Origin of the sequence: Sphingobium sp. (genome assembly GCF_003248505.1) — a bacterium.
In the GTDB taxonomy this organism is placed as follows: domain Bacteria; phylum Pseudomonadota; class Alphaproteobacteria; order Sphingomonadales; family Sphingomonadaceae; genus Sphingobium.
In genome coordinates this window covers 1-19,577 of record NZ_QFOA01000064.1, presented here as the reverse complement: position 1 = coordinate 19,577, position 19,577 = coordinate 1, and the positions used below count along the sequence as shown (strand labels likewise).

The 19,577-nt window shown below is 61.7% G+C and carries 20 protein-coding genes; 9 read left to right on the top strand and 11 right to left on the bottom strand.

Annotated elements, in window-relative coordinates; translation table 11 throughout:
• The 3 genes from DI606_RS15740 to DI606_RS15730 all read right to left on the bottom strand — a co-directional run.
• Positions 1 to 1,551: sigma-70 family RNA polymerase sigma factor (locus tag DI606_RS15740; protein WP_293984683.1), on the bottom strand; the 1,551-nt coding region annotated here is incomplete at its 3' end.
• A 43-nt stretch (positions 1,552 to 1,594) separates the two neighbouring features.
• Positions 1,595 to 3,496 (bottom strand): DNA primase, encoded by a 1,902-nt coding sequence (gene dnaG / locus DI606_RS15735; RefSeq protein ID WP_293984681.1) that lies wholly within the window; start codon positions 3,494 to 3,496, stop codon positions 1,595 to 1,597.
• Positions 3,497 to 3,508: 12 nt separating this feature from the next.
• Positions 3,509 to 3,961, bottom strand: a complete 453-nt coding sequence (locus tag DI606_RS15730) for a GatB/YqeY domain-containing protein (RefSeq protein WP_293984680.1) — start codon at positions 3,959 to 3,961, stop codon at positions 3,509 to 3,511.
• A 155-nt stretch (positions 3,962 to 4,116) separates the two neighbouring features.
• Between DI606_RS15730 and carA the strand changes: the two genes are divergently transcribed.
• From carA to DI606_RS15705, 5 genes are all read left to right on the top strand, one after another.
• The gene (carA, locus tag DI606_RS15725; RefSeq protein ID WP_293984678.1) at positions 4,117 to 5,295 is read left to right on the top strand and encodes a glutamine-hydrolyzing carbamoyl-phosphate synthase small subunit; all 1,179 of its coding nucleotides are present in this window, start codon (positions 4,117 to 4,119) and stop codon (positions 5,293 to 5,295) included.
• Positions 5,292 to 5,660, top strand: a complete 369-nt coding sequence (locus tag DI606_RS15720) for a ribonuclease E inhibitor RraB (protein WP_293984676.1) — start codon at positions 5,292 to 5,294, stop codon at positions 5,658 to 5,660. Before carA ends, DI606_RS15720 begins: the two co-directional genes overlap by 4 nt.
• A 165-nt stretch (positions 5,661 to 5,825) precedes the next feature.
• Positions 5,826 to 9,161, top strand: a complete 3,336-nt coding sequence (gene carB / locus DI606_RS15715; RefSeq protein ID WP_293984675.1) for a carbamoyl-phosphate synthase large subunit — start codon at positions 5,826 to 5,828, stop codon at positions 9,159 to 9,161.
• Between the two features lie 79 nt (positions 9,162 to 9,240).
• Positions 9,241 to 9,717, top strand: coding sequence for a transcription elongation factor GreA (gene greA, locus DI606_RS15710; RefSeq protein WP_293984674.1), 477 nt, complete (start codon positions 9,241 to 9,243; stop codon positions 9,715 to 9,717).
• 4 nt (positions 9,718 to 9,721) lie between these two features.
• Positions 9,722 to 10,381 carry a rhomboid family intramembrane serine protease gene (locus DI606_RS15705; protein WP_293984672.1) on the top strand — a complete coding sequence of 220 codons (660 nt, stop codon included), beginning with the start codon at positions 9,722 to 9,724 and terminating at the stop codon, positions 10,379 to 10,381.
• A 50-nt stretch (positions 10,382 to 10,431) separates the two neighbouring features.
• Here the strand turns inward: DI606_RS15705 and DI606_RS15700 are convergent, their stop codons facing one another.
• The 5 genes from DI606_RS15700 to DI606_RS15680 all read right to left on the bottom strand — a co-directional run bounded on the left by DI606_RS15700 (position 10,432) and on the right by DI606_RS15680 (position 12,730).
• On the bottom strand, positions 10,432 to 10,653 hold the full coding sequence (locus DI606_RS15700; protein WP_293984670.1) for a DUF4170 domain-containing protein: 222 nt from the start codon (positions 10,651 to 10,653) through the stop codon (positions 10,432 to 10,434).
• A 102-nt stretch (positions 10,654 to 10,755) separates the two neighbouring features.
• On the bottom strand, positions 10,756 to 11,385 hold the full coding sequence (locus DI606_RS15695; RefSeq protein WP_293984668.1) for a hypothetical protein: 630 nt from the start codon (positions 11,383 to 11,385) through the stop codon (positions 10,756 to 10,758).
• Positions 11,378 to 11,701 carry a hypothetical protein gene (locus DI606_RS15690; RefSeq protein WP_293984666.1) on the bottom strand — a complete coding sequence of 108 codons (324 nt, stop codon included), beginning with the start codon at positions 11,699 to 11,701 and terminating at the stop codon, positions 11,378 to 11,380. Before DI606_RS15690 ends, DI606_RS15695 begins: the two co-directional genes overlap by 8 nt.
• On the bottom strand, positions 11,698 to 12,090 hold the full coding sequence (locus DI606_RS15685) for a phage holin family protein (RefSeq protein ID WP_293984664.1): 393 nt from the start codon (positions 12,088 to 12,090) through the stop codon (positions 11,698 to 11,700). The genes DI606_RS15690 and DI606_RS15685 overlap by 4 nt, the downstream gene beginning before the upstream one ends.
• Before the next feature lie 55 nt (positions 12,091 to 12,145).
• Positions 12,146 to 12,730: a hypothetical protein gene (locus tag DI606_RS15680; RefSeq protein WP_293984685.1), complete on the bottom strand. Its 585-nt coding sequence runs from the start codon at positions 12,728 to 12,730 to the stop codon at positions 12,146 to 12,148.
• Positions 12,731 to 12,941: 211 nt separating this feature from the next.
• On the opposite strand from DI606_RS15680, the gene eno reads away from it, so the two are divergent.
• The 4 genes from eno to DI606_RS15660 all read left to right on the top strand — a co-directional run bounded on the left by eno (position 12,942) and on the right by DI606_RS15660 (position 17,297).
• On the top strand, positions 12,942 to 14,216 hold the full coding sequence (gene eno / locus DI606_RS15675; protein WP_293984662.1) for a phosphopyruvate hydratase: 1,275 nt from the start codon (positions 12,942 to 12,944) through the stop codon (positions 14,214 to 14,216).
• A gap of 76 nt (positions 14,217 to 14,292) precedes the next feature.
• A complete protein-coding gene (locus DI606_RS15670) occupies positions 14,293 to 14,604 on the top strand; it encodes a septum formation initiator family protein (RefSeq protein ID WP_293984659.1) in 312 nt (103 codons plus the stop codon).
• A gap of 228 nt (positions 14,605 to 14,832) precedes the next feature.
• A complete protein-coding gene (gene pdhA, locus DI606_RS15665; RefSeq protein ID WP_293984658.1) occupies positions 14,833 to 15,909 on the top strand; it encodes a pyruvate dehydrogenase (acetyl-transferring) E1 component subunit alpha in 1,077 nt (358 codons plus the stop codon).
• Positions 15,909 to 17,297: a pyruvate dehydrogenase complex E1 component subunit beta gene (locus DI606_RS15660; protein WP_293984657.1), complete on the top strand. Its 1,389-nt coding sequence runs from the start codon at positions 15,909 to 15,911 to the stop codon at positions 17,295 to 17,297. The genes pdhA and DI606_RS15660 overlap by 1 nt, the downstream gene beginning before the upstream one ends.
• 45 nt (positions 17,298 to 17,342) lie before the next feature.
• Here DI606_RS15660 and DI606_RS15655 read toward each other — a convergent pair whose 3' ends face one another.
• From DI606_RS15655 to DI606_RS15645, 3 genes are read right to left on the bottom strand one after another with little or no spacing between them, the layout of a single operon-like run.
• A complete protein-coding gene (locus DI606_RS15655; RefSeq protein WP_293984655.1) occupies positions 17,343 to 17,978 on the bottom strand; it encodes a TadE/TadG family type IV pilus assembly protein in 636 nt (211 codons plus the stop codon).
• Positions 17,975 to 18,571 carry a TadE/TadG family type IV pilus assembly protein gene (locus tag DI606_RS15650; RefSeq protein WP_293984653.1) on the bottom strand — a complete coding sequence of 199 codons (597 nt, stop codon included), beginning with the start codon at positions 18,569 to 18,571 and terminating at the stop codon, positions 17,975 to 17,977. The genes DI606_RS15655 and DI606_RS15650 overlap by 4 nt, the downstream gene beginning before the upstream one ends.
• Positions 18,568 to 19,467: a hypothetical protein gene (locus DI606_RS15645; RefSeq protein WP_293984651.1), complete on the bottom strand. Its 900-nt coding sequence runs from the start codon at positions 19,465 to 19,467 to the stop codon at positions 18,568 to 18,570. The genes DI606_RS15650 and DI606_RS15645 overlap by 4 nt, the downstream gene beginning before the upstream one ends.
• Positions 19,468 to 19,577: the final 110 nt, after the last annotated feature.

Sequence of the window (19,577 nt, the reverse complement as noted above, 5' to 3'; positions counted from 1 at the left end):
ACGTGCCTGATCCGCGATCGAACGGGTGATCGCCTGCCGGATCCACCAGGTCGCATAGGTGCTGAACTTGTATCCGCGCCGATATTCGAACTTATCGACCGCTTTCATGAGGCCGATATTGCCTTCCTGAATGAGGTCGAGGAACTGCAGGCCGCGATTGGTGTACTTTTTCGCGATGGAGATGACGAGACGCAGGTTCGCCTCGACCATTTCCTTCTTGGCGATTCGTGCCTCGCGCTCGCCCTTCTGCACCATGTTCACGATGCGGCGGAATTCGCTCAAGGACATGCCCGTCGCCTGCGCGATTTCGCTGACTTCGTTGCGGATCCGCTCGACCGCGCGGGCTTCGGCTGCTGCGAAGGCCGCCCATTTCTTGTCGATGCCGCTAACCTTGTCGAGCCAGGCGTCGTCCAGCTCATGGTTCACATAACGGTCGAGAAAGTCCTTGCGGCTGACCTTGTGGCGTTCGGCCAAGCGCAGCATCTGCCCGCCCAGCGCAGTCAGGCGACGGTTATAGGCGTAAAGCTGATCGACCAGATATTCGATCTTCTGCTGGTGGAACTGAACGCTCTCCACTTCAGCCGTCAGACTTTCGCGCAGCGCCTGATAATCGTCCTCGGCCTTCTGGCTCAGCGTATCGCCGTTCGCCATGGCGAGCATGCGCGTTTCCTGCGCCCTGGAAAAGCTGCGAAAGATTTCGGTGATGGTCGCGAACTTCTCAAGCGCCATCGGCTTGAGCGTTTCTTCCATCTGGGCGAGGGAGAGGGTGTTGTCCTCTTCCTCTTCCTCTTCGTTCCGGCGGGCGCGGCGTTCGGTCAGGCCGTCCTCATCCTCGTCGGAGTCGGCAGATTCCTCTTCGGGCTCCTCCTCTTCCTTGAAGCTTGGCCCTGCGGTCTTCTCACTGATTTCGCCGTCGTCGTCCTCCGCGCCCTCTTCCAGATTTTCGGGCGCAGGGTCCTTCGAGAGCATGGCATCGAGATCGAGAATCTCGCGCAGCTGCATCTCGCCGTTGTTGAGCGCGGTCGACCATTCGATGATGGCGTTGAAGGTCGTCGGGCTTTCGCAAAGCCCCAGAATCATGGTGTCGCGCCCCGCCTCGATTCGCTTGGCGATCGCGATCTCACCCTCGCGGCTCAGCAGTTCGACAGCGCCCATCTCGCGCAGATACATGCGAACGGGATCGTCGGTGCGATCTACCGTTTCCTTCTTCTTCTCGGTCATCAGCTTCGGACCGTCGTCCTCCGAAGCCTCGTCGGTGGTTTCCTCGGTATCGTCGTCGCGATTGTCGTCGCCGTCTTCGCTCGCTTCCTCGTTCTCAACGATGTTGACGCCCATGTCGTTCAGAGCCGACATCACGTCCTCGATCTGCTCGGAGGACATCTGGTCCTGAGGCAGTGCGTCGTTGAGTTCGTCATAGGTGATGTAGCCGCGCTTCTTCGCGCGGGCGATCAGCTTCTTGACGGACGCTTCGTTGAGGTCGAGCAGCGGGGCATCGCCGCCATCCTCACCGTCGCCCGCGCCATTATTCTTGCTGTTCGCCTTGGTCGCCATTACTTCGCCTTGCACTTCGCGATGTCCCGAAAAGGGACCGCAATCAAATACCATCCTCGGGCTGCACGAGTTCCGCCAGTCGGCGTTCGTGATCGGCCTTCAGCGCGCGGATGCGCTGTTGCTCAGCGAAATTTTCTTCGCTGAAATCCTTCTCGAACCGCTTCGTGGCCTCCGCCAGCGCCGCTTCCAGCTCCGGCCCCTGCGCCATCACCCGGATAGCTTCCTCCAAATCGCGCGCCACGCGATTTGGATCGGCTACCATCCTGTGTGGGGTGAGTGAAAACGTGTCGGCCCGGAGCATCCCCTTGGCCTTATTATACACTTCACCTTGCCCCAATATGGTAAGGAGGCCCTGCGTTTCAACTGTTTCTTTGCCGAGCGAACATTGGATCATCGTGCCGAGCAGTCGGGCCATGACCGGATCGGCGATCCGCAGTGCGGAAAGCGGCTCTCGATGGGGCGCGATCTGGTCGGGATGGCGCAGCAGACTGGCGAGAACGGCGCTCAGCAATCGTTGTTCCAGGCCGCCTGAACCGATTGCGCGCGCTTCCGTCCCCGCAGGGGGAATGGGGGCTTTCCAGTTGCCGCGCCTGTCCCGCTGCCATCGTGCTGCCGTGCCGCCGCCCGTGCGCATCTGCGAAGGGGCATTGTCGCGCCGCGCGAAGAACAGCTTATCGTATCGCTCGCGAAATGCATGTGCGTAATGCGCTTTGACGTCGGGGTGGGCGATGGCGCCGGAAAGCGCGCGCAACCGTTGCTTGAGAGCGGCCTTCTGCTCGGGCGTGTCGAGCGGCGCGGCGGAGACTTCGTGGCTCCACAGTCGCTCGATCAGTGGCTGAGCCTGGCCCAGCACCTGCTCCATGGCGGCAGCGCCGCTCTCGCGGATCAGGTCGTCGGGATCCTGCCCCGCCGGCAAGGTCGCGAAACAGAGGCTGTGGCCGGGGCGCAGCAGGGGGAGTGCGCGAGTCGCCGCGCGAATCGCCGCCTTTTGCCCCGCGCTGTCGCCATCGAAGCAGAGGATCGGCACCTCCACCATTTTCCACAGTCGTTCGATCTGATGTTCGGTCAGCGCGGTGCCGAGCGGGGCGACCGCGTCGGCGAACCCCGCCTGCGCCAGTGCGATGACGTCCATATAGCCTTCGACCACGATGACCCGTCCGGTCTGGCGGCTGGCGGGGGAGGCGCGGTCGATGTTGTAGAGCGTGCGCCCCTTGTCGAAGAGCGGTGTGTCGGGTGAGTTCAGATATTTGGGCTCGCCCTGGCCCAGGATACGTCCGCCAAAGGCGATCGTCCGCCCGCGAATGTCGCGGATGGGCAGCATCAATCGACCGCGAAACCGGTCGTAGCTGTCGCGTTTCCGACCGCCGCTGCCGTCCGGTTCTGCACCGTTCGGATCGATCAGCAACCCCGCCTCCACCAGCATGGGATCGCCGAAATCCTTGAGCGCGCTTTTCAGGCGACCGCGCGCATCGGGGGAAAAGCCGAATCCGAATGCGCGCCGTGTCGACTCGCCGATGCCGCGCTTGTCCAGATAGGCGCGCGCGTCCCCGCCCTCAATCCCGCCGAGTTGCGCGACGAAGAAGTCCTGTGCCGCCGCCATCGCGTCGTGAAGCCCCCTGGCCTGCTCGGCCCGCTTGGCGGCGCGCGGATCGGGGGCGGGGACTTCCATCCCGGCGGTGGCGGCCAGTTCCTTTACCGCCTCCATGAAGGGAAGGCCGCGATGATCGGTCATCCACCGGATTGCGTCACCATGCGCGCCGCACCCGAAACAATGGTAGAAGCCCTTCTCGTCGTTGATCGTGAAGCTGGGCGTCTTTTCGTTATGAAAGGGGCAGCACGCCTTATACTCGCGCCCCGCCTTCTGCACCTTCACCGTTCGGCCGATCAGGGTCGACAGCGACGTGCGGGCGCGCAGTTCGTCCAGCCATTGCGGGGAAAGGCTCATCGCCCGATCATGTCAGGAAAGCGCTGCCTTCACGAGGCCGCTCGCCTTGCTCATGTCGATCACCGACCCGTGACGTTCCTTCAGCACCGCCATCACGCGGCCCATGTCCTTGACGCTGCTTGCGCCGACTTCGGCCTTGATGGCATCGATTGCGGCCTTCGTCTCGTCCTCGCTCAACTGCTGAGGCAGGAAGCCTTCGATCACATCCAGCTCGGCCTGCTCCTTGGCCGCGAGTTCGTCGCGCCCGCCGCTGCGGAACATGTCGATCGATTCGCGGCGCTGCTTCACCATCTTCTGGAGCACCTCGACCACCACGGAGTCGTCGTCCGGCACGCTGGAGGCTGTGCGCAATTCGATGTCGCGATCCTTGAGCTTGGCGAGGATCAGGCGCACGGCGGCAAGGCGTTCCTTGTCGCCGGCTTTCATCGCTGTGACCTGAGCGCTCTTGATGGTGTCGCGAATCATGGGCGAGGAAATCCTGTGTCTTGCGGAAAGAAGCAGATATAGCGGCAAAAGAGATTTTTAACAGACGTTGACCTTGCGAGCAGGGGGGCATAGGTGACCGGCCGTTTAACCCGCATCAGACGGGTTCCCGCAAAAGCATAAAGGAACCGCGCATCATGGCTGACGCCAAGACCCTCACCGTGCCCAAAGGAGCGACAGGGGTCGTGGTTTTCGCGGACGGCAGCGCAGTGTTCGGGCGCGGTTTCGGCGCGGTCGGCGGAGCGGTGGGCGAACTCTGCTTCAACACGTCGATTACCGGCTATCAGGAGATCATGACCGATCCGTCCTACGCCGGTCAGGTCATCAACTTCACTTTCCCGCATATCGGCAACGTCGGCACAAATCTTGACGATGTTGAGGCCGGCAATCCCTATGCGCTCGGCTGCATCGTGCGGCAGGACGTGACGGCGCCGAGCAATTTCCGCAACGTCGAACCCTTCGACCAGTGGATGCGCGCCCATGGCCGCATTGGCGTGTCCGGCGTGGACACCCGCGCGCTGACGCGGCTCATCCGTATCAAGGGCGCGCCCAACGTCGTGATCGCAAACGATCCCGAGGGGGCGTTCGATATCGCCGCGCTGGCGGAAAAGGCTGCAAGCTGGCCGGGCCTTGAGGGCATGGACCTCGCCATCGAAGTCACGGGCAAGGAAAGCCGCCTGTGGAAAGACGGCGTGTGGCGCCTGGGCTTCGGCTACAACCTTGGCGAGGCGGCGGACGACCGGCCCCATGTCGTCGCCATCGATTATGGCGCGAAGAACAATATCTTCCGCAATCTGGTAAGGGCCGGCGCGCGCGTCACCGTGCTGCCCGCCACCGCATCGTTCGACCAGGTGATGGCACAGAAGCCCGACGGGGTGTTCCTTTCCAACGGTCCGGGCGATCCCGCCGCGACGGGGGCTTATGCCGTGCCGGTGATCGCGGCGTTGCTGGCGCAGGATATTCCGATCTTCGGCATCTGCCTCGGCCATCAGTTGCTGGGGCTGGCGGTCGGTGCGAAGACGATCAAGATGCATCAGGGGCACCGCGGCGCGAACCATCCGGTCAAGCGCCTGTCCGACGGTCTGGTCGAGATCACCAGCATGAACCACGGTTTCGCGGTCGATGTGGACACGCTGCCCGCCAATGTCCGCCCGACCCACGTGTCGCTGTTCGACGGCAGCAATTGCGGCATAGAATTGACGGACCGCAACGCTTTTTCGGTGCAATATCACCCTGAGGCATCGCCGGGGCCGCAGGACAGCTTCTACCTGTTCCAGCGGTTCGTGGAGGGGCTGAAAGGCCCGGTCGGCGCGTGAGCCAGAACCTGCCCCCCGTCGACGAAGCGCGCCTTGCCGCAGAGTGGGAGGCGGACAGGGAAGTCCTCGCCAATCTCGCGGCCAATGGTGATATCGCCCGCCTGGCGCGGCCCGTGGACGTCAGTTTCAAGGGCAGCGAGCAGGATTTCGAGCGCGTCCTCACCATCGCCAGCCAGTTCGGAATGGTCGAACTGGACCGGGAAGAGGATGAGGACGGCGACCTCTTCCTTTTTCTCGAATGCGTGCAGCCGGTCGACGAAGCCTCGATCCGCGCACTGACGAAGAAATGCCTCCAGATCGAAATCCTCTGCGGTGTCGAATATGACGGCTGGGGGTGCGAGGCGCAGACGGGGGGCGTGCATTGAGATCGCCAAACCATCAATCGCAGGCGCAGTGGGCGACATGCCCACCTGTCCATCAAGGCTTGCGATCCTTCGTCAGAGCGAGAGAAAGGCTGTGAAGCTTCTCTTCCTTGCCGAGCATGGCCAAGCCAAGAACATTCCTTATTCTATCAAGCGGTCGATATAACAATGCCCAAACGCACCGACATTTCCTCCATTCTCATCATCGGCGCTGGCCCGATCATCATCGGTCAGGCGTGCGAGTTCGACTATTCGGGCACGCAGGCGGTGAAGGCGCTCAAGGAAGAGGGCTATCGCATCATCCTGGTGAATTCCAACCCGGCCACGATCATGACCGACCCGGAATTCGCCGACGCGACTTATGTCGAGCCGATCACGCCTGAAATCGTGGCGAAGATCATCGAGAAGGAACGGCCCGACGCGGTACTGCCCACGATGGGCGGGCAGACGGCGCTCAACACGGCGCTGGCATTGTTCAACGACGGTACGCTGGATAAATTCGGCGTCAAGATGATCGGCGCGGACGCGCAGGCTATCGACAAGGCGGAAGACCGCCTGAAATTCCGCGACGCGATGGACCGGATCGGTCTGGAAAGCGCTCGCTCGCGCATTGCGCATACGATGGACGAAGCGCTCGAAGCGCTGGAGTTCACCGGCCTTCCCTCGATCATCCGCCCCAGCTTCACTCTCGGCGGGACGGGCGGCGGGGTCGCCTACAACCGCGAGGAATTCAAGCGGATCGTCGCCGAAGGCCTCGATGCTTCCCCGACCACAGAAGTCCTGATCGAGGAATCGCTCCTCGGCTGGAAAGAATATGAGATGGAGGTGGTCCGCGACCGGAACGACAACTGCATCATCATCTGTTCGATCGAGAATGTCGATCCGATGGGCGTCCATACCGGCGATTCCATCACCGTCGCGCCCGCGCTGACGCTGACCGACAAGGAATATCAGATCATGCGCAACGCATCCATTGCGGTGCTGCGTGAGATCGGCGTGGAAACCGGCGGTTCCAACGTGCAGTTCGCGGTCAACCCCAAGGACGGCCGCCTGATCGTCATCGAAATGAACCCGCGCGTGTCGCGCTCCTCGGCATTGGCGTCGAAGGCGACCGGCTTCCCGATCGCCAAGGTCGCAGCGAAGCTCGCCGTCGGCTATACTCTCGACGAGATCGAGAATGACATCACCGGCGCGACGCCAGCGTCGTTTGAGCCGACCATCGACTATGTCGTGACCAAGATCCCGCGCTTTGCGTTCGAGAAGTTCAAGGGGTCCGAGCCATTGCTCGGCACCGCGATGAAATCGGTCGGCGAAGTCATGGCGATCGGTCGTAATATCCACGAATCGATGCAAAAGGCGCTGCGCGGCCTCGAAACCGGTCTGTCGGGCTTCAATAATGTCGTTCATCTGGAGGGCGCGCCCAAGGACGACATCGTCGCCGCGCTCGCCCAGCCGACGCCCGACCGCCTGCTGATCGCGGCGCAAGCGCTTCGCGAAGGGCTGAGCGTCGAGGAAATCCACGCCATCGCCAAGTTCGACCCATGGTTCCTCGATCGCCTTAAGGAAATCGTGGACGCCGAGGCAGAGGTGCTGGATAACGGCCTGCCGCAGGATACGGACGGGATGCGCCGCCTTAAATCCATGGGCTTTTCCGACAGGCGCCTTGCCTGGCTGGCGCTCAAATCCGCCAATCTGCGTGGCATGGAACGCGGCATCGCTCGCGGCTCCGGCCTGATCCATGAAGCGGTCAAGGCGATGACCGGCGGCGTTACCGAAGCGGAAGTGCGTGCCCTGCGCCACAAGCTCGGCGTCCGCCCCGTCTTCAAGCGCATCGACACCTGCGCTGCCGAGTTCGAGGCGAAGACGCCCTACATGTATTCCACTTACGAAGCGCCGCTGTTCGGAGAGGCGGAAAACGAGGCGCAGCCCAGCGACCGGCGGAAGGTCGTGATCCTGGGCGGCGGACCCAACCGGATCGGGCAGGGTATCGAGTTCGATTATTGCTGCGTCCACGCCTGCTTCGCGCTGGCGGAGGCGGGCTATGAAACGATCATGGTCAACTGCAATCCCGAAACCGTATCCACCGATTATGACACGTCGGACCGCCTCTATTTCGAGCCCCTGACGGCAGAGGATGTGCTCGAAATCCTGAACGTCGAAATGTCGAACGGGACGCTGGCGGGCGTTATCGTGCAGTTCGGCGGGCAGACCCCGCTCAAGCTTGCGCAGGCGCTGGAGGATGCGGGCGTGCCGATCCTGGGCACGTCCCCCGACGCCATCGATCTCGCCGAAGACCGCGAACGATTTGCCGCGCTCATCGACAAGCTGAAGCTGCGCCAGCCCGCAAACGGCATTGCCCGCAGCCGTGAGGAAGCGATCGCGGTCGCCAACCGCATCGGCTATCCGGTCCTGATGCGTCCGTCCTACGTGCTGGGCGGTCGCGCGATGGAAATCGTCGATGGGCAGGCACAACTGGAGGAATATATAGCTACCGCCGTTCAGGTGTCGGGCGATTCGCCGGTCCTCATCGATCAATATTTGCGCGATGCGGTCGAGGTCGACGTGGATGCGCTATGCGATGGCGACGACGTTGTGGTCGCGGGTGTCCTCCAGCATATCGAGGAGGCGGGCGTCCATTCGGGCGACAGCGCCTGCTCGCTCCCTCCCTACAGCCTGTCGGCGGATGTCATCGCGGAGATCGAGCGCCAGACCGATGTGCTGGCCCGGGCGCTGTCGGTGTGCGGCCTCATGAACATCCAGTTCGCCGTCAAGGATGGCATCGTCTATCTGATCGAGGTCAATCCGCGCGCCAGCCGGACCGTGCCTTTCGTTGCCAAGGCAATCGGCACGCCCATCGCCAAGATCGCGAGCCGCGTCATGGCGGGAGAAAAGCTGAAGGATCTGCCCAGGATCGACCGCAATGCGATTGACCATATTGCGGTCAAGGAAGCCGTCTTCCCCTTCGCCCGCTTCCCTGGTGTGGATCCCGTCCTTTCGCCGGAAATGAAGAGCACCGGGGAAGTCATGGGTATAGACAGCGATTTCGCCACGGCCTTCGCCAAGGCGCAAATCGGCGCGGGCACCGTTCTGCCGAAGGAAGGCACCGTGTTCGTGTCGGTCAAGGACAGCGACAAGCCGGTCGTCCTGCCCGCCGTCCAGAAATTGAGCGCGATGGGCTTCACCATCATCGCGACCGGTGGGACGGCGAAATATCTTGAAGAGCAGGGGATCGCGATCGAGCGGGTGAACAAGGTCGCAGAAGGCCGTCCGCACATCGTCGACCGGATCACCGACGGTGACGTTCAACTGATCTTGAACACGACCGAAGGCTGGCAGTCGCTCAAGGACAGCAAGGCGATCCGCACGTCTGCTCTCCGCGCCAAGATCGCGAGCTTCACCACGGCGGCGGCGAGTGTGGCCGCAGCGGATGCGATAGAGGCGCTCCGGGGACGTGCCCTTGAAGTGCGGGCGCTCCAGTCCTATTATCCGCAGTCGCACGCTTAATCCCCTGCACAGGAATGACGTTGCGCGGCGACTCCACCGATGGGGCCGCTAAGGGAAGTTTTGACGAAGGATTTAGGGAATGGCGACCGTCGAGAAGATGCCGATGCTGCAGGTGGGCTATGACAAGCTCAATGCGCAGCTCCGCGAACTGAAGGCCGAGCGGCCGCAGATCGTGGACGCCATCGAAGAAGCGCGTGCGCATGGCGATCTCTCGGAAAATGCCGAATATCATGCGGCCAAAGAACGCCAGGGTCAGGTCGAAGCGACTATCTCGGACCTCGAAGACAAGCTGTCGCGTGCGCAGGTCATCGATCCTACGACCCTTTCGGGTGATCGGATCGTGTTCGGTGCGACCGTCACGCTGCTTGACGAAGATGACAAGCCGGTCCGCTACCAGATCGTCGGTCAGGCGGAAGCCGATGCGAAGGCGGGCATGATCAGCTATAACAGTCCACTCGGACGTGCGCTCATCGGTCGGGAAGTCGGTGACGAGATTGAGGTGTCGGTCCCGTCGGGCGACAAATTCTATCTCGTGAACCAGATCGAGTTCATCTGACGCCGTGACATTGCCTTCCGGCCGCGGCACGAACATTCTGGCAGCGGTTATTACCGCTCTGTTCGCGATCCTGTCGATGACGGGGCATGTGAACGATGCTGCGGTGATGGGCGGTTTCATACCGGCGCGGGTGACGGAACCCGATCTGCTTGCCGGTATGGCAGCCGTCCCATGGTGGTTGACGCCGCTTACCTGTACCGTGATCCATGCCGGTTGGCTTCACATTGCCTTCAATATGCTGATGCTCGTCTTTTGCGGACGACATGTCGAGCATGTGCTGGGGTGGAAGGGAATGATGATCCTGTATGTCATGGGGGCCTACGCTGCCTGCGTGGCGCAATGGGCCATCGGACCTTCCTCCACCGACCCGATGGTGGGCGCGAGCGGCGCGATCTCCGCGATCATCGCGACCTATGCCCTCCTCTATAGCCAACAGCAGGTTCGGCGCATCGGTCCGTTGTCCGCCAATTTGGTGAGGATGCTGTGGCTGGCGGCAGCATGGATCACGCTTCAGGTGATGATCGGCTTGGCAGGCGGGGTAGGGCTCTCCGATGTCGGCCGCATCGCGGTCGCCGCGCATGTGGGCGGCTTCCTGGCTGGGCTGGCACTAACCAGGCCGCTTCTTCACTGGCGTTTCCGTCGTAAGCCGCATTCCGTCCGTTGACGATCGCCTGCCCATCGAAGGGCAGGCGACCTGGTGGCCGCAACACGCTGTCAGGCAGCAGGCAGTTCGGGTTCGAGCAGCCGATGCAGGTGGACGATGACGTAACGCATTTCCGCATCATCGACGGTGCGCTGTGCAGCGGCGCGCCATGCTTTTTCAGCCGATGCGTAATCTGGAAAGACGCCGACCAAATCGACGGCGTTGAGATCCTGGAACTCCAGGGTCTGGGGATTGGTGACGCGACCGCCCATGACAAGATGCATCTTGCTCATGCCTGTATTTTCTCCTTTGGCTGATGAGGGCGCTGTAGCATCGCTGCCATCATCAGCCAAGGAGTGGGCGTTCAAACGTCGTTGCGATTTGCGCAATCGCAGTCAGTGCTTGGGCAACCGCGCCTTGATCGTATCGGTCAGCGCTTCGACCTTGGCCACCACTGCCGAAGCCACATCGTCGGCGAACCGGGATGCCTTGGCGGACAGGTCAGCGGATGCCACATCGTCCTTCGCTTCCAGCGCCTTGTTCCGTGCACTATGGGCGACGTCCTTGGCGCTGGCAGCAAGATCGCCAGCTGTTTCGCTCGCGCGATGAAACGCCTTCGTCGCGCTGTGCTTCACCGTTTCGGCCTGATCGGCGGCGGCGGCGCGCGCGGCGATGGCGGCCTCGACGATCTTCGCGCTCGCGGTCGATGCGAAACCGGGAACGACTTTCATCGCCCGGCGGCTCTTGGGGAACATCCATGCGACGACGGCACCCACCGCTACCGCGCCAGCGATGGCGGCAATCGGATGCTGCTGAACGATTTCATTCGCGCGGGCTGCGACTCGCTGCGTGCGGTCGCGAGCGTCGCTATAGGCTTCGCCCGCTTTGTCTCGTCCGGTAGCGATCAGATCGCCTGCGCCTTCACGTGCCTTGTCTGCACCGTCCTTAATTTTGTCGGCGGTCGTCGCGGCGGCGTCGTTGGCAGCGTCGCGAACGCGGGAAACTTGAGCGCGGATGTCAGCCATTGTCATTCTCCAATTCATGCGAACGGGCATTCGTAAAGCGAACGTATAGGCGCTTGAAAAGTGCCGTCAGCGGACGGCGCGCCAAAAACAGAATGAACGCCGTCCCTGCCGCGCCCACGGCAACCGGATTCTGCCGCGCCTTGTCACTGACGCGCGTAACGCCGCGTTTGGCAGCGCCGCTGATTTTGTCTTTCACGTCCTGTTTCAGCCGGGCAGGGGAAACCCGTTCTTTAGTATCCTGCGCGCTCTTTCGGAACTGAGCCTTGGCGATCTCCGCGCGAGCGACCGCTTCCCGATAGGATGTTTGCGCAGTCATGGGGCGATAGCCTTTTTCATGCGGCTGATGCTCCCTTTCGCCAGCATAAGAAGCAGAACTACGATGCAAAGCGCGCCGCCCACTACAATCAGCGTGGCCCATAGGGGGGCCATGCTCTGCGCCAGAGCGATGATCAACCCGACCATCAGCGCCACGATAGCAGCAAAGACAAGAATCAGCGCAATGATGCCGAAGATCGCCGCATTGCGTACGCCCGCCAATACTATACCGGCGCGCAGCTTTTGCTTTTCCGCTTCGGCCGACGCGTAGGCGCGACCGTCTTCAATCAATCGTGCAACGACCGAACGCACGCTGTCATGTTCAGGTGCGTCGATACCATGCCCGCTCGCCTGCGGCGTGGCCGCCGGTTCCGCTGGCTCATTTGTCACGTCATGCCTCCGCCCCGCCATGCGGGTCTGTGCGTCAGGGTGGAAAGGGCGAACCTTATTCGTCGGAGCCCTTGGCCAGACGCATCAGCACATAACCGACGATTGCAGCGGCGCCGATGGTGACCGCCGGGCTTTTGCGCACGAAATCGCGGGCTTCGGCCATCAGTTGATCGACATCCTTGCTGTCCAGCGTGTCGGCTGCGCCCGCAACCGACTCTGCCGCCTGGCGTGCATAATCGCCATATTGCGGGCCAAGCTTCGCATCGACAGTGTTGGCGGTGTCGGAAATCAACTTGGCGAGGCTCTGCATCGCCGTTCCGGTCTTGTCCTTAGCTACGATCGCGGCGGACTTGGCGGTCTTGCCCGCCTGGTCCTTGATGGGTTCGATCTGGGCCTTCCAGTCCACCGATTTGATCGCTTCGCCAGCGGCGCGCACTGTTTCGCTGGCTTGTGCCTTGATCGGCGCAACTTGCTCGGACACCACGGCATTGGCCTTTTCAGCAGCCCTGCGCACCGTTCCCTTGATCTCGTCGGCGGCGCCACTCACGCTCGCTTTCACGTTTTCGACCTTGGCCTTCGCTGCTGTATCGGCATCGGATTTAAAGTCTTTGTTTGCGGGGGTGTCGGGCGTTTCGGCCATGATTATCTTGTCTCCCTTTCTCAAGGCGTCACGGACGCCAAGTGCGTTCTCATGACCCCAATGCTTGCCGCCGGATGCAGTTCCGCACGAAACCTTCGGCATTTTTTGCAGCAGCGCAAGCCCCCGCATTGCCAAGCAGGGGGGCGCTGGCTAAGCGGGGCGCGCAAAAGGCCGCGCAGCCGCCGTTACGACGCCAAGTGCAGGAGCGATCATGACCGCCATTCTCGATATCCACGCCCGCCAGATTCTCGACAGCCGGGGCAATCCCACGGTCGAGGTCGATGTCATGCTGGAGGATGGCAGCTTCGGCCGCGCCGCCGTGCCCTCCGGCGCTTCGACCGGCGCCTATGAGGCGGTGGAAAAGCGCGATGGCGACAAAAGCAGATATCTTGGCAAGGGTGTGCTTCAGGCCGTTGCCGCCGTGAACGACGAAATCGCCGAGCAGATCATCGGCCTCGACGCAGAGGATCAGGCCGAAGTCGATGCGGCCATGATCGACTTCGACGGCACGGAGAACAAATCGCGGCTGGGCGCGAACGCTATTCTCGGCGTTTCGCTCGCTGTGGCGAAGGCGGCCGCCGATGCGCGCGGCCTGCCGCTCTATCGCTATGTCGGCGGGGTGAGCGCGCATGTGCTGCCGGTGCCGATGATGAACATCATCAATGGCGGTGAACATGCCGACAACCCCATCGATTTCCAGGAATTCATGGTCATGCCGGTCGGTGCGGAAAGCATCGCCGACGCCGTGCGGATCGGGTCCGAAATCTTTCATACCCTCAAGAAGGGACTGCACGACAAGGGGCTGGCCACGTCCGTAGGCGACGAAGGCGGCTTTGCGCCTAACATCGCGTCCACCCGAGACGCGCTCGACTTCATCCTCGCAAGCATCGAGAAGGCGGGCTACAAGCCGGGCGACGACGTGGTGCTGGCCCTCGATTGCGCCGCGACCGAATTCTTCAAGAACGGCAAGTACGAGATTTCGGGGGAGGGCCTGTCGCTTTCTCCGGTCGAAATGGCCGATTATCTTGCGGCTCTATGCGCCGACTACCCGATCAAATCGATCGAGGACGGTATGAGCGAGGACGATTTCGAAGGTTGGAAGGCGCTGACCGACAAGATCGGCGGTAAGGTCCAGTTGGTGGGTGACGACCTGTTCGTCACCAATCCCGCGCGCCTCTCAATGGGCATCGGCAAGGGGCTGGCCAATTCGCTGCTGGTCAAGGTGAACCAGATCGGCACGCTTACCGAAACGCTGGCCGCCGTCGATCTGGCGCACCGCTCGCGTTACACCGCCGTGATGTCGCACCGCTCGGGCGAAACCGAGGACGCGACCATCGCCGACCTCGCCGTCGCCACCAATTGCGGGCAGATCAAGACCGGCTCGCTCGCGCGATCCGACCGGCTTGCCAAATATAACCAGCTCATCCGCATCGAAGAAGAGCTGGGCGATGTCGCCGTCTATGCGGGCCGTTCGATTTTTCGCTGAGAGCGTAACGAATCCACTGGCCGCAAGCGTTGAGAATTCGCTTGCGGCCAGCCTTTTTTCGTGATTCTTCTGATCTATGGCGCATATCGCGAAACTTCGGCTTCTCCTGTTCTCGGCTTTCGGGCCGGCGATCGCCATACTCCTGCTTTTGTTCTTCGCCGGTTATGTTGTGCTCGGTTCCAACGGCGTGCTGGCGTGGGGCGACTATTCCCGGCAGCTCAGAACGGCAAAGGTCGAGCTGCGCAAAACGCAGGAAGCCCGCGGGGAACTCAAGAACCGGGTCGAGGCGCTGGATCCGCGCCGCGTCGATCCCGATCTGGCCGATGAACTGATTCGTCGCCAGCTTGGCGTCGTACATCATGACGAAGTGGTGGTGCCGCTTAACTGACGATGTTCGGAAGCTGCGTAAGCTTGTTTCCTGCGCCGACCGCGCGCCGCAACTTTGCTGCTCTCTATCTTTCCGTGCACGGAAACCAGCGCCGACAGCAACATCAAATTACAGCCGAATCCTTGAGAATTGCGGCGATATCGCGGGCTGACGAGTTGCAATATATGCAACCGGGCGGTTATATCGGAGTTCCTTCCATCTTACCCCACACGCAAAAGGATAACAGCCTTGGCGAAACCAACGACGCCGCGTCCGACACGCGCAAAGGCAAAGGCGGCTGCACCCGCCGCCGGCGCGGACCATAACCGGCCTCGCCCCGAAACACCGTCCGACTACAAGGCCAGCAAGGAAGAATTGCTGGAATTCTATCGCCAGATGGTGCTGATCCGACGCTTCGAGGAAAAGGCGGGCCAACTCTACGGCCTGGGCCTCATCGGCGGCTTCTGCCACCTCTATATCGGCCAGGAAGCGGTCGCGGTCGGCATCCAGTCCGCGCTTGAGCCCGGCAAGGACAGCGTTATCACCGGCTATCGCGACCATGGCCACATGCTCGCCTACGGCATCGATCCCAAGGTGATCATGGCCGAATTGACCGGTCGCGAAGCGGGCATTTCGCGCGGCAAGGGCGGCTCGATGCACATGTTCAGCGTCGAGCATAAATTCTACGGCGGCCATGGCATCGTCGGCGCGCAGGTTTCGCTCGGCGCAGGCCTTGGCTTTGCGCATAAATATAACGAGGATGGCGGCGTGTGCGTCGCTTATTTCGGCGACGGTGCGGCCAACCAGGGCCAGGTCTACGAATCCTTCAACATGGCCGAACTGTGGAAGCTGCCGATCATCTTCGTGATCGAAAACAACCAATATGCCATGGGCACCAGCGTAAATCGCGCTTCGTCGGAGGACCAGCTTTACCGCCGCGGCGAAAGCTTTCGTATCCCCGGCCTTCAGGTCGACGGCATGGATGTGCTGGCCGTGCGCGGCGCGACCGAAGAAGCGCTCAAGTGGGTGCAGGACGGTAACGGCCCGATCCTGCTCGAAATGAAGACTTACCGCTATCGCGGCCACTCCATGTCCGATCCGGCCAAATATCGTTCGCGCGAGGAGGTGCAGGCCATGCGCGACAAGTCCGATCCGATCGAGGGCGTGAAAAAATATCTGACCGAAGCGGGGGTGTCGGAAGAGGAAATCAAGAAGATCGATCAGGATATCCGCAAGACCGTGGCCGAAGCGGCTGACTTTGCCGAAACTTCGCCTGAGCCGGATATGGCCGAACTCTATACCGACGTGCTGGTGGAGCAATATTGATGGGTATCGCAATCAAGATGCCGGCACTTTCGCCGACGATGGAAGAAGGCACGCTGGCCAAGTGGCTAGTGAAGGAAGGCGACGATGTGAAGTCCGGCGATATTCTTGCCGAGATCGAGACCGACAAGGCGACGATGGAATTCGAAGCGGTCGATGAAGGCAAGATCGGCAAGATCATGGTGCCTGAAGGTTCCGAAGGGGTGAAGGTCGGCACCGTCATCGCCGAAATGGCGGGCGAGGGCGGCGAAGAAGCCGCAGCGCCTGCGCCCAAGGCTGAGGAGAGCGCGCCGCCTTCGAAGGCTGAGGCCGCGCCCGACGCGCCCAAGAAGGCGGAGAGCGGCACTGCCAAGCTCACCGCCGAAACGAAGGCATCGGTCAAGGACCCCGCGATTCCGGAAGGCACGGAATATGTGAAGACCACCGTGCGCGAAGCATTGCGCGACGCGATGGCGGAGGAAATGCGCAAGGATCCGCGCGTCTTCGTGATGGGTGAGGAAGTTGCCGAATATCAGGGCGCTTACAAGGTGACGCAGGGCCTGCTCGACGAATTCGGCGCGAAGCGGGTCATCGACACCCCGATCACCGAATATGGTTTCGCAGGTGTCGGCACGGGCGCGGCAATGGGCGGCCTGCGTCCGGTCATAGAATTCATGACGTTCAATTTCGCCATGCAGGCGATCGACCACATCATCAATTCGGCGGCCAAGACCAACTATATGTCCGGCGGTCAGATGCGCTGCCCCATCGTGTTCCGCGGTCCCAACGGCGCGGCCAGCCGCGTCGGTGCCCAACATTCCCAGAATTACGGTCCCTGGTACGCGTCCGTGCCCGGCCTCATCGTCATCGCGCCTTATGACGCGGCAGACGCCAAGGGCCTGCTCAAGGCCGCGATCCGGTCCGAAGACCCGGTCGTCTTCCTGGAAAACGAGCTGGTCTACGGCCGCAGCTTCGATGTGCCGCAGCTCGACGATTATGTCCTGCCCATCGGCAAGGCGCGGATCGTTCGCGAGGGTAAGGACGTGACGCTGGTAAGCTATTCCATCGGCGTCGGCGTTGCACTGGAAGCGGCTGAAACGCTGGCGGGCGAGGGGATCGAGGCGGAGGTCGTCGATCTGCGCACGCTGCGCCCGCTCGACACCGACACCGTGCTCGAAAGCCTGAAGAAGACCAACCGTATCGTGGTTGTCGAGGAAGGCTGGCCCACCTGTTCGATCGCGTCGGAAATCGCGGCGATCGTGATGGAAAAGGGCTTCGACGATCTCGACGCCCCGGTGCTGCGCGTCACCAATGAGGACGTTCCGCTGCCCTACGCCGCAAACCTCGAAAAGGCCGCCCTGATCGACGCCGCCCGCGTGGTCGAGGCCGCCAAGAAGGTCTGCTACAAGTAATATGACCTTCGGGGAGGGGGCGGCGTCGGCTGCCTCCTCCCGAGGTTAGGCGGAGTAGCTGGTGCAGGGCGAATTTGCGCCATTCTGCAAAAGATCGTTGGCGGTACGCTCGCGAACGACCATCGCGGCTACGGCGGACATGCGCGGCGTTCCGAAAAAACTTTCCGAGATAAGCGGCTTATAGGTGTAGTACACCTCGACGAAGATCAGTTCGCTGTCCTTTGTCGCCGCGATCTTGCGACCGGCAGAACCCATTCCGGCTTCCCCGATGGTCGATCCTTCGGTTGTGGCATAGGCGGAGGATGTGACAAGAGCGCCGGTACATCGTTGCCACCGCAGCCGTTGGTCCGTTACGCTCCCCGATGCGTTGACCACCGGCGCGATGCTCGAAACGATGATGCGGCCCCGGTTGCGCAGGTCGATGCGGTCGCCCAGCATCTTGATCCCGCCCAGCGTATCGGTCACATCGCCGTTCGAAATGCTGAGCCGGATACGCGAGATATTGTCCGCGCTCATCGTCGCGATATCGCCCAGTTGCTGCGAAGTGTAGGCCATGTTGGCCGCTTCCGCGCCGTACATGGTCAAACCGACAAGAAGAGGTAGCGCCAGGGCGAATTCCATGGCGGCAACGCCATCGGTCGATCCGCCGATCCGTCGCCCGACGCGGAGGAGAGCGTTCAAGGCTTGCATTTCGGCGTGATCGCGCTTTGGAGTTGGTAGGGCTGCCGCCGCGTCATGGTGGTGGCCGTCAGGGTCGCCGTGTTGCCGATGCCGATGAAACGATAAAGCGGCAGGATACGGGGGTAGGAAACCTGTGTCTTGTACTGAACGATATCGTCCGCCCCGCCGATGCCCGCCTTGCCATCGGAAGCGATGTTCCGCGTTCCGTCGTTGTCGACATCTTCCCAGCAATCGCCGCTGTCGAGCACGCCGTTGTTGTTCACGTCGCGGGTCAGCCGTTCCAGAGCGTTGATCTGACTGAACTTGGTGAAGCTGCCCTTGGTCGTCAGGACCGTGGCATTGGGGGCGACGCGCTTCACCGTCGCTTCGATATCTGCCTCTATAGCGTTGCTGTCGACATTTTGAAGCGTGGTAAGGCGCGTCGCTCTCTCCATTGCCCCTTGAAGGACCGCGCGCACGTAGAGTTGGTAGCCCATCTCCAGGCCACCGAACAGCAGCAGGCATAGCGGCAGCAGGATGAGCGCGAATTCGGGCGCGGCAAGACCGCGTATGTCCCGACCGACGGCCCCGATTTGGAAAGTGGCACGCATCATTGCGTCAGCCTTAGCGATCCGATATTTTCGCCGATGTCGCGAAACACGTCGTTGAGATCAGACGCATTTGCAGCGGCGAAGGCATACTCGTTCTGCCCCCCCGACGAACAGCTGATCATGTCTGGCGTCAGGCCCGATGCCGCGCCGAACGAGACAGTGTAGATTTTCGTGTTAGTCATGTTCTTGATCGCCGCGCACGTCAGGAGCCAGCGGGCCGTATGATTCGTGTTGGACGTGGTGCTGTTGCCGTCGGACGCGACTCGCCGCCAGCTATATTCCTGCGCATAGGCGCCATAGCCGGTATTGCCGGTGTCCATGAACCCATCGGTCATGAAAATGACGTAGCGGCTGATCGGAAAACTATTGAAGGTTGCGGGATTGTCGCTTGCCCAGTTGCCGGTCGGGGACAGCAGCCGCGCCGCCCACAATAGCCCGATGTCGAGATAGGTGCCGCCGTTCGCCACGAACCCGCTGTTGAAAGAGAAATAGTTGTTGAAGGTCGTGGCATCGAGTTGCTGCAATTCAAGCATGGACTTGGGGCATGCATATTGCGACTGGCCGACCTGCGCGGGATCGGCCACGGTCCATTGTGTGGGTGCCGATGACGGGATCGTGTCGTAACGCATGTCGAAAGCGTTGGTCGGGATCGTGCTGGCGGTCGACGTGATGCTGTTGCTCGTGCCTTGTTCCTCGACGCACCCGTCCCAGCTATTGTTCATCCACTTCGAATCGTGGGAAACGGAGTTGTTGCCGTTGAACCAGCACCCATTCTGATTGCACTGGAGCGAACGGTAGGTTCCTGTGGTGTTGAACCATCCGGGTTGGCGGCTGTAGAGCGTCGAACCCGCTGAGTTGCGGCTAAAACCCGCATTGACCATCTGGGAAAAGGGCACCACGGCCCATCTCACGGGGACTGTCAGGATTTCCGTGTGTGGCCGGGCATAATGGGCAACAAGGAGTCCCACTATGTCACGACGCAAAGAACCTGCCATACCGAATGAGCTTC

Coding starts and splice junctions, on each gene's coding strand:
- DI606_RS15680 (WP_293984685.1), bottom strand. CDS start 12,730: ATGGCCGAAACGCCCGACACCCCCGCAAACAAAGACTTTAAATCCGAT.
- DI606_RS15690 (WP_293984666.1), bottom strand. CDS start 11,701: ATGACTGCGCAAACATCCTATCGGGAAGCGGTCGCTCGCGCGGAGATC.
- carA (WP_293984678.1), top strand. CDS start 4,117: ATGGCTGACGCCAAGACCCTCACCGTGCCCAAAGGAGCGACAGGGGTC.
- dnaG (WP_293984681.1), bottom strand. CDS start 3,496: ATGAGCCTTTCCCCGCAATGGCTGGACGAACTGCGCGCCCGCACGTCG.
- DI606_RS15650 (WP_293984653.1), bottom strand. CDS start 18,571: ATGATGCGTGCCACTTTCCAAATCGGGGCCGTCGGTCGGGACATACGC.
- DI606_RS15660 (WP_293984657.1), top strand. CDS start 15,909: ATGGGTATCGCAATCAAGATGCCGGCACTTTCGCCGACGATGGAAGAA.
- eno (WP_293984662.1), top strand. CDS start 12,942: ATGACCGCCATTCTCGATATCCACGCCCGCCAGATTCTCGACAGCCGG.
- DI606_RS15730 (WP_293984680.1), bottom strand. CDS start 3,961: ATGATTCGCGACACCATCAAGAGCGCTCAGGTCACAGCGATGAAAGCC.
- DI606_RS15695 (WP_293984668.1), bottom strand. CDS start 11,385: ATGGCTGACATCCGCGCTCAAGTTTCCCGCGTTCGCGACGCTGCCAAC.
- DI606_RS15670 (WP_293984659.1), top strand. CDS start 14,293: ATGGCGCATATCGCGAAACTTCGGCTTCTCCTGTTCTCGGCTTTCGGG.
- DI606_RS15700 (WP_293984670.1), bottom strand. CDS start 10,653: ATGAGCAAGATGCATCTTGTCATGGGCGGTCGCGTCACCAATCCCCAG.
- greA (WP_293984674.1), top strand. CDS start 9,241: ATGGCGACCGTCGAGAAGATGCCGATGCTGCAGGTGGGCTATGACAAG.
- carB (WP_293984675.1), top strand. CDS start 5,826: ATGCCCAAACGCACCGACATTTCCTCCATTCTCATCATCGGCGCTGGC.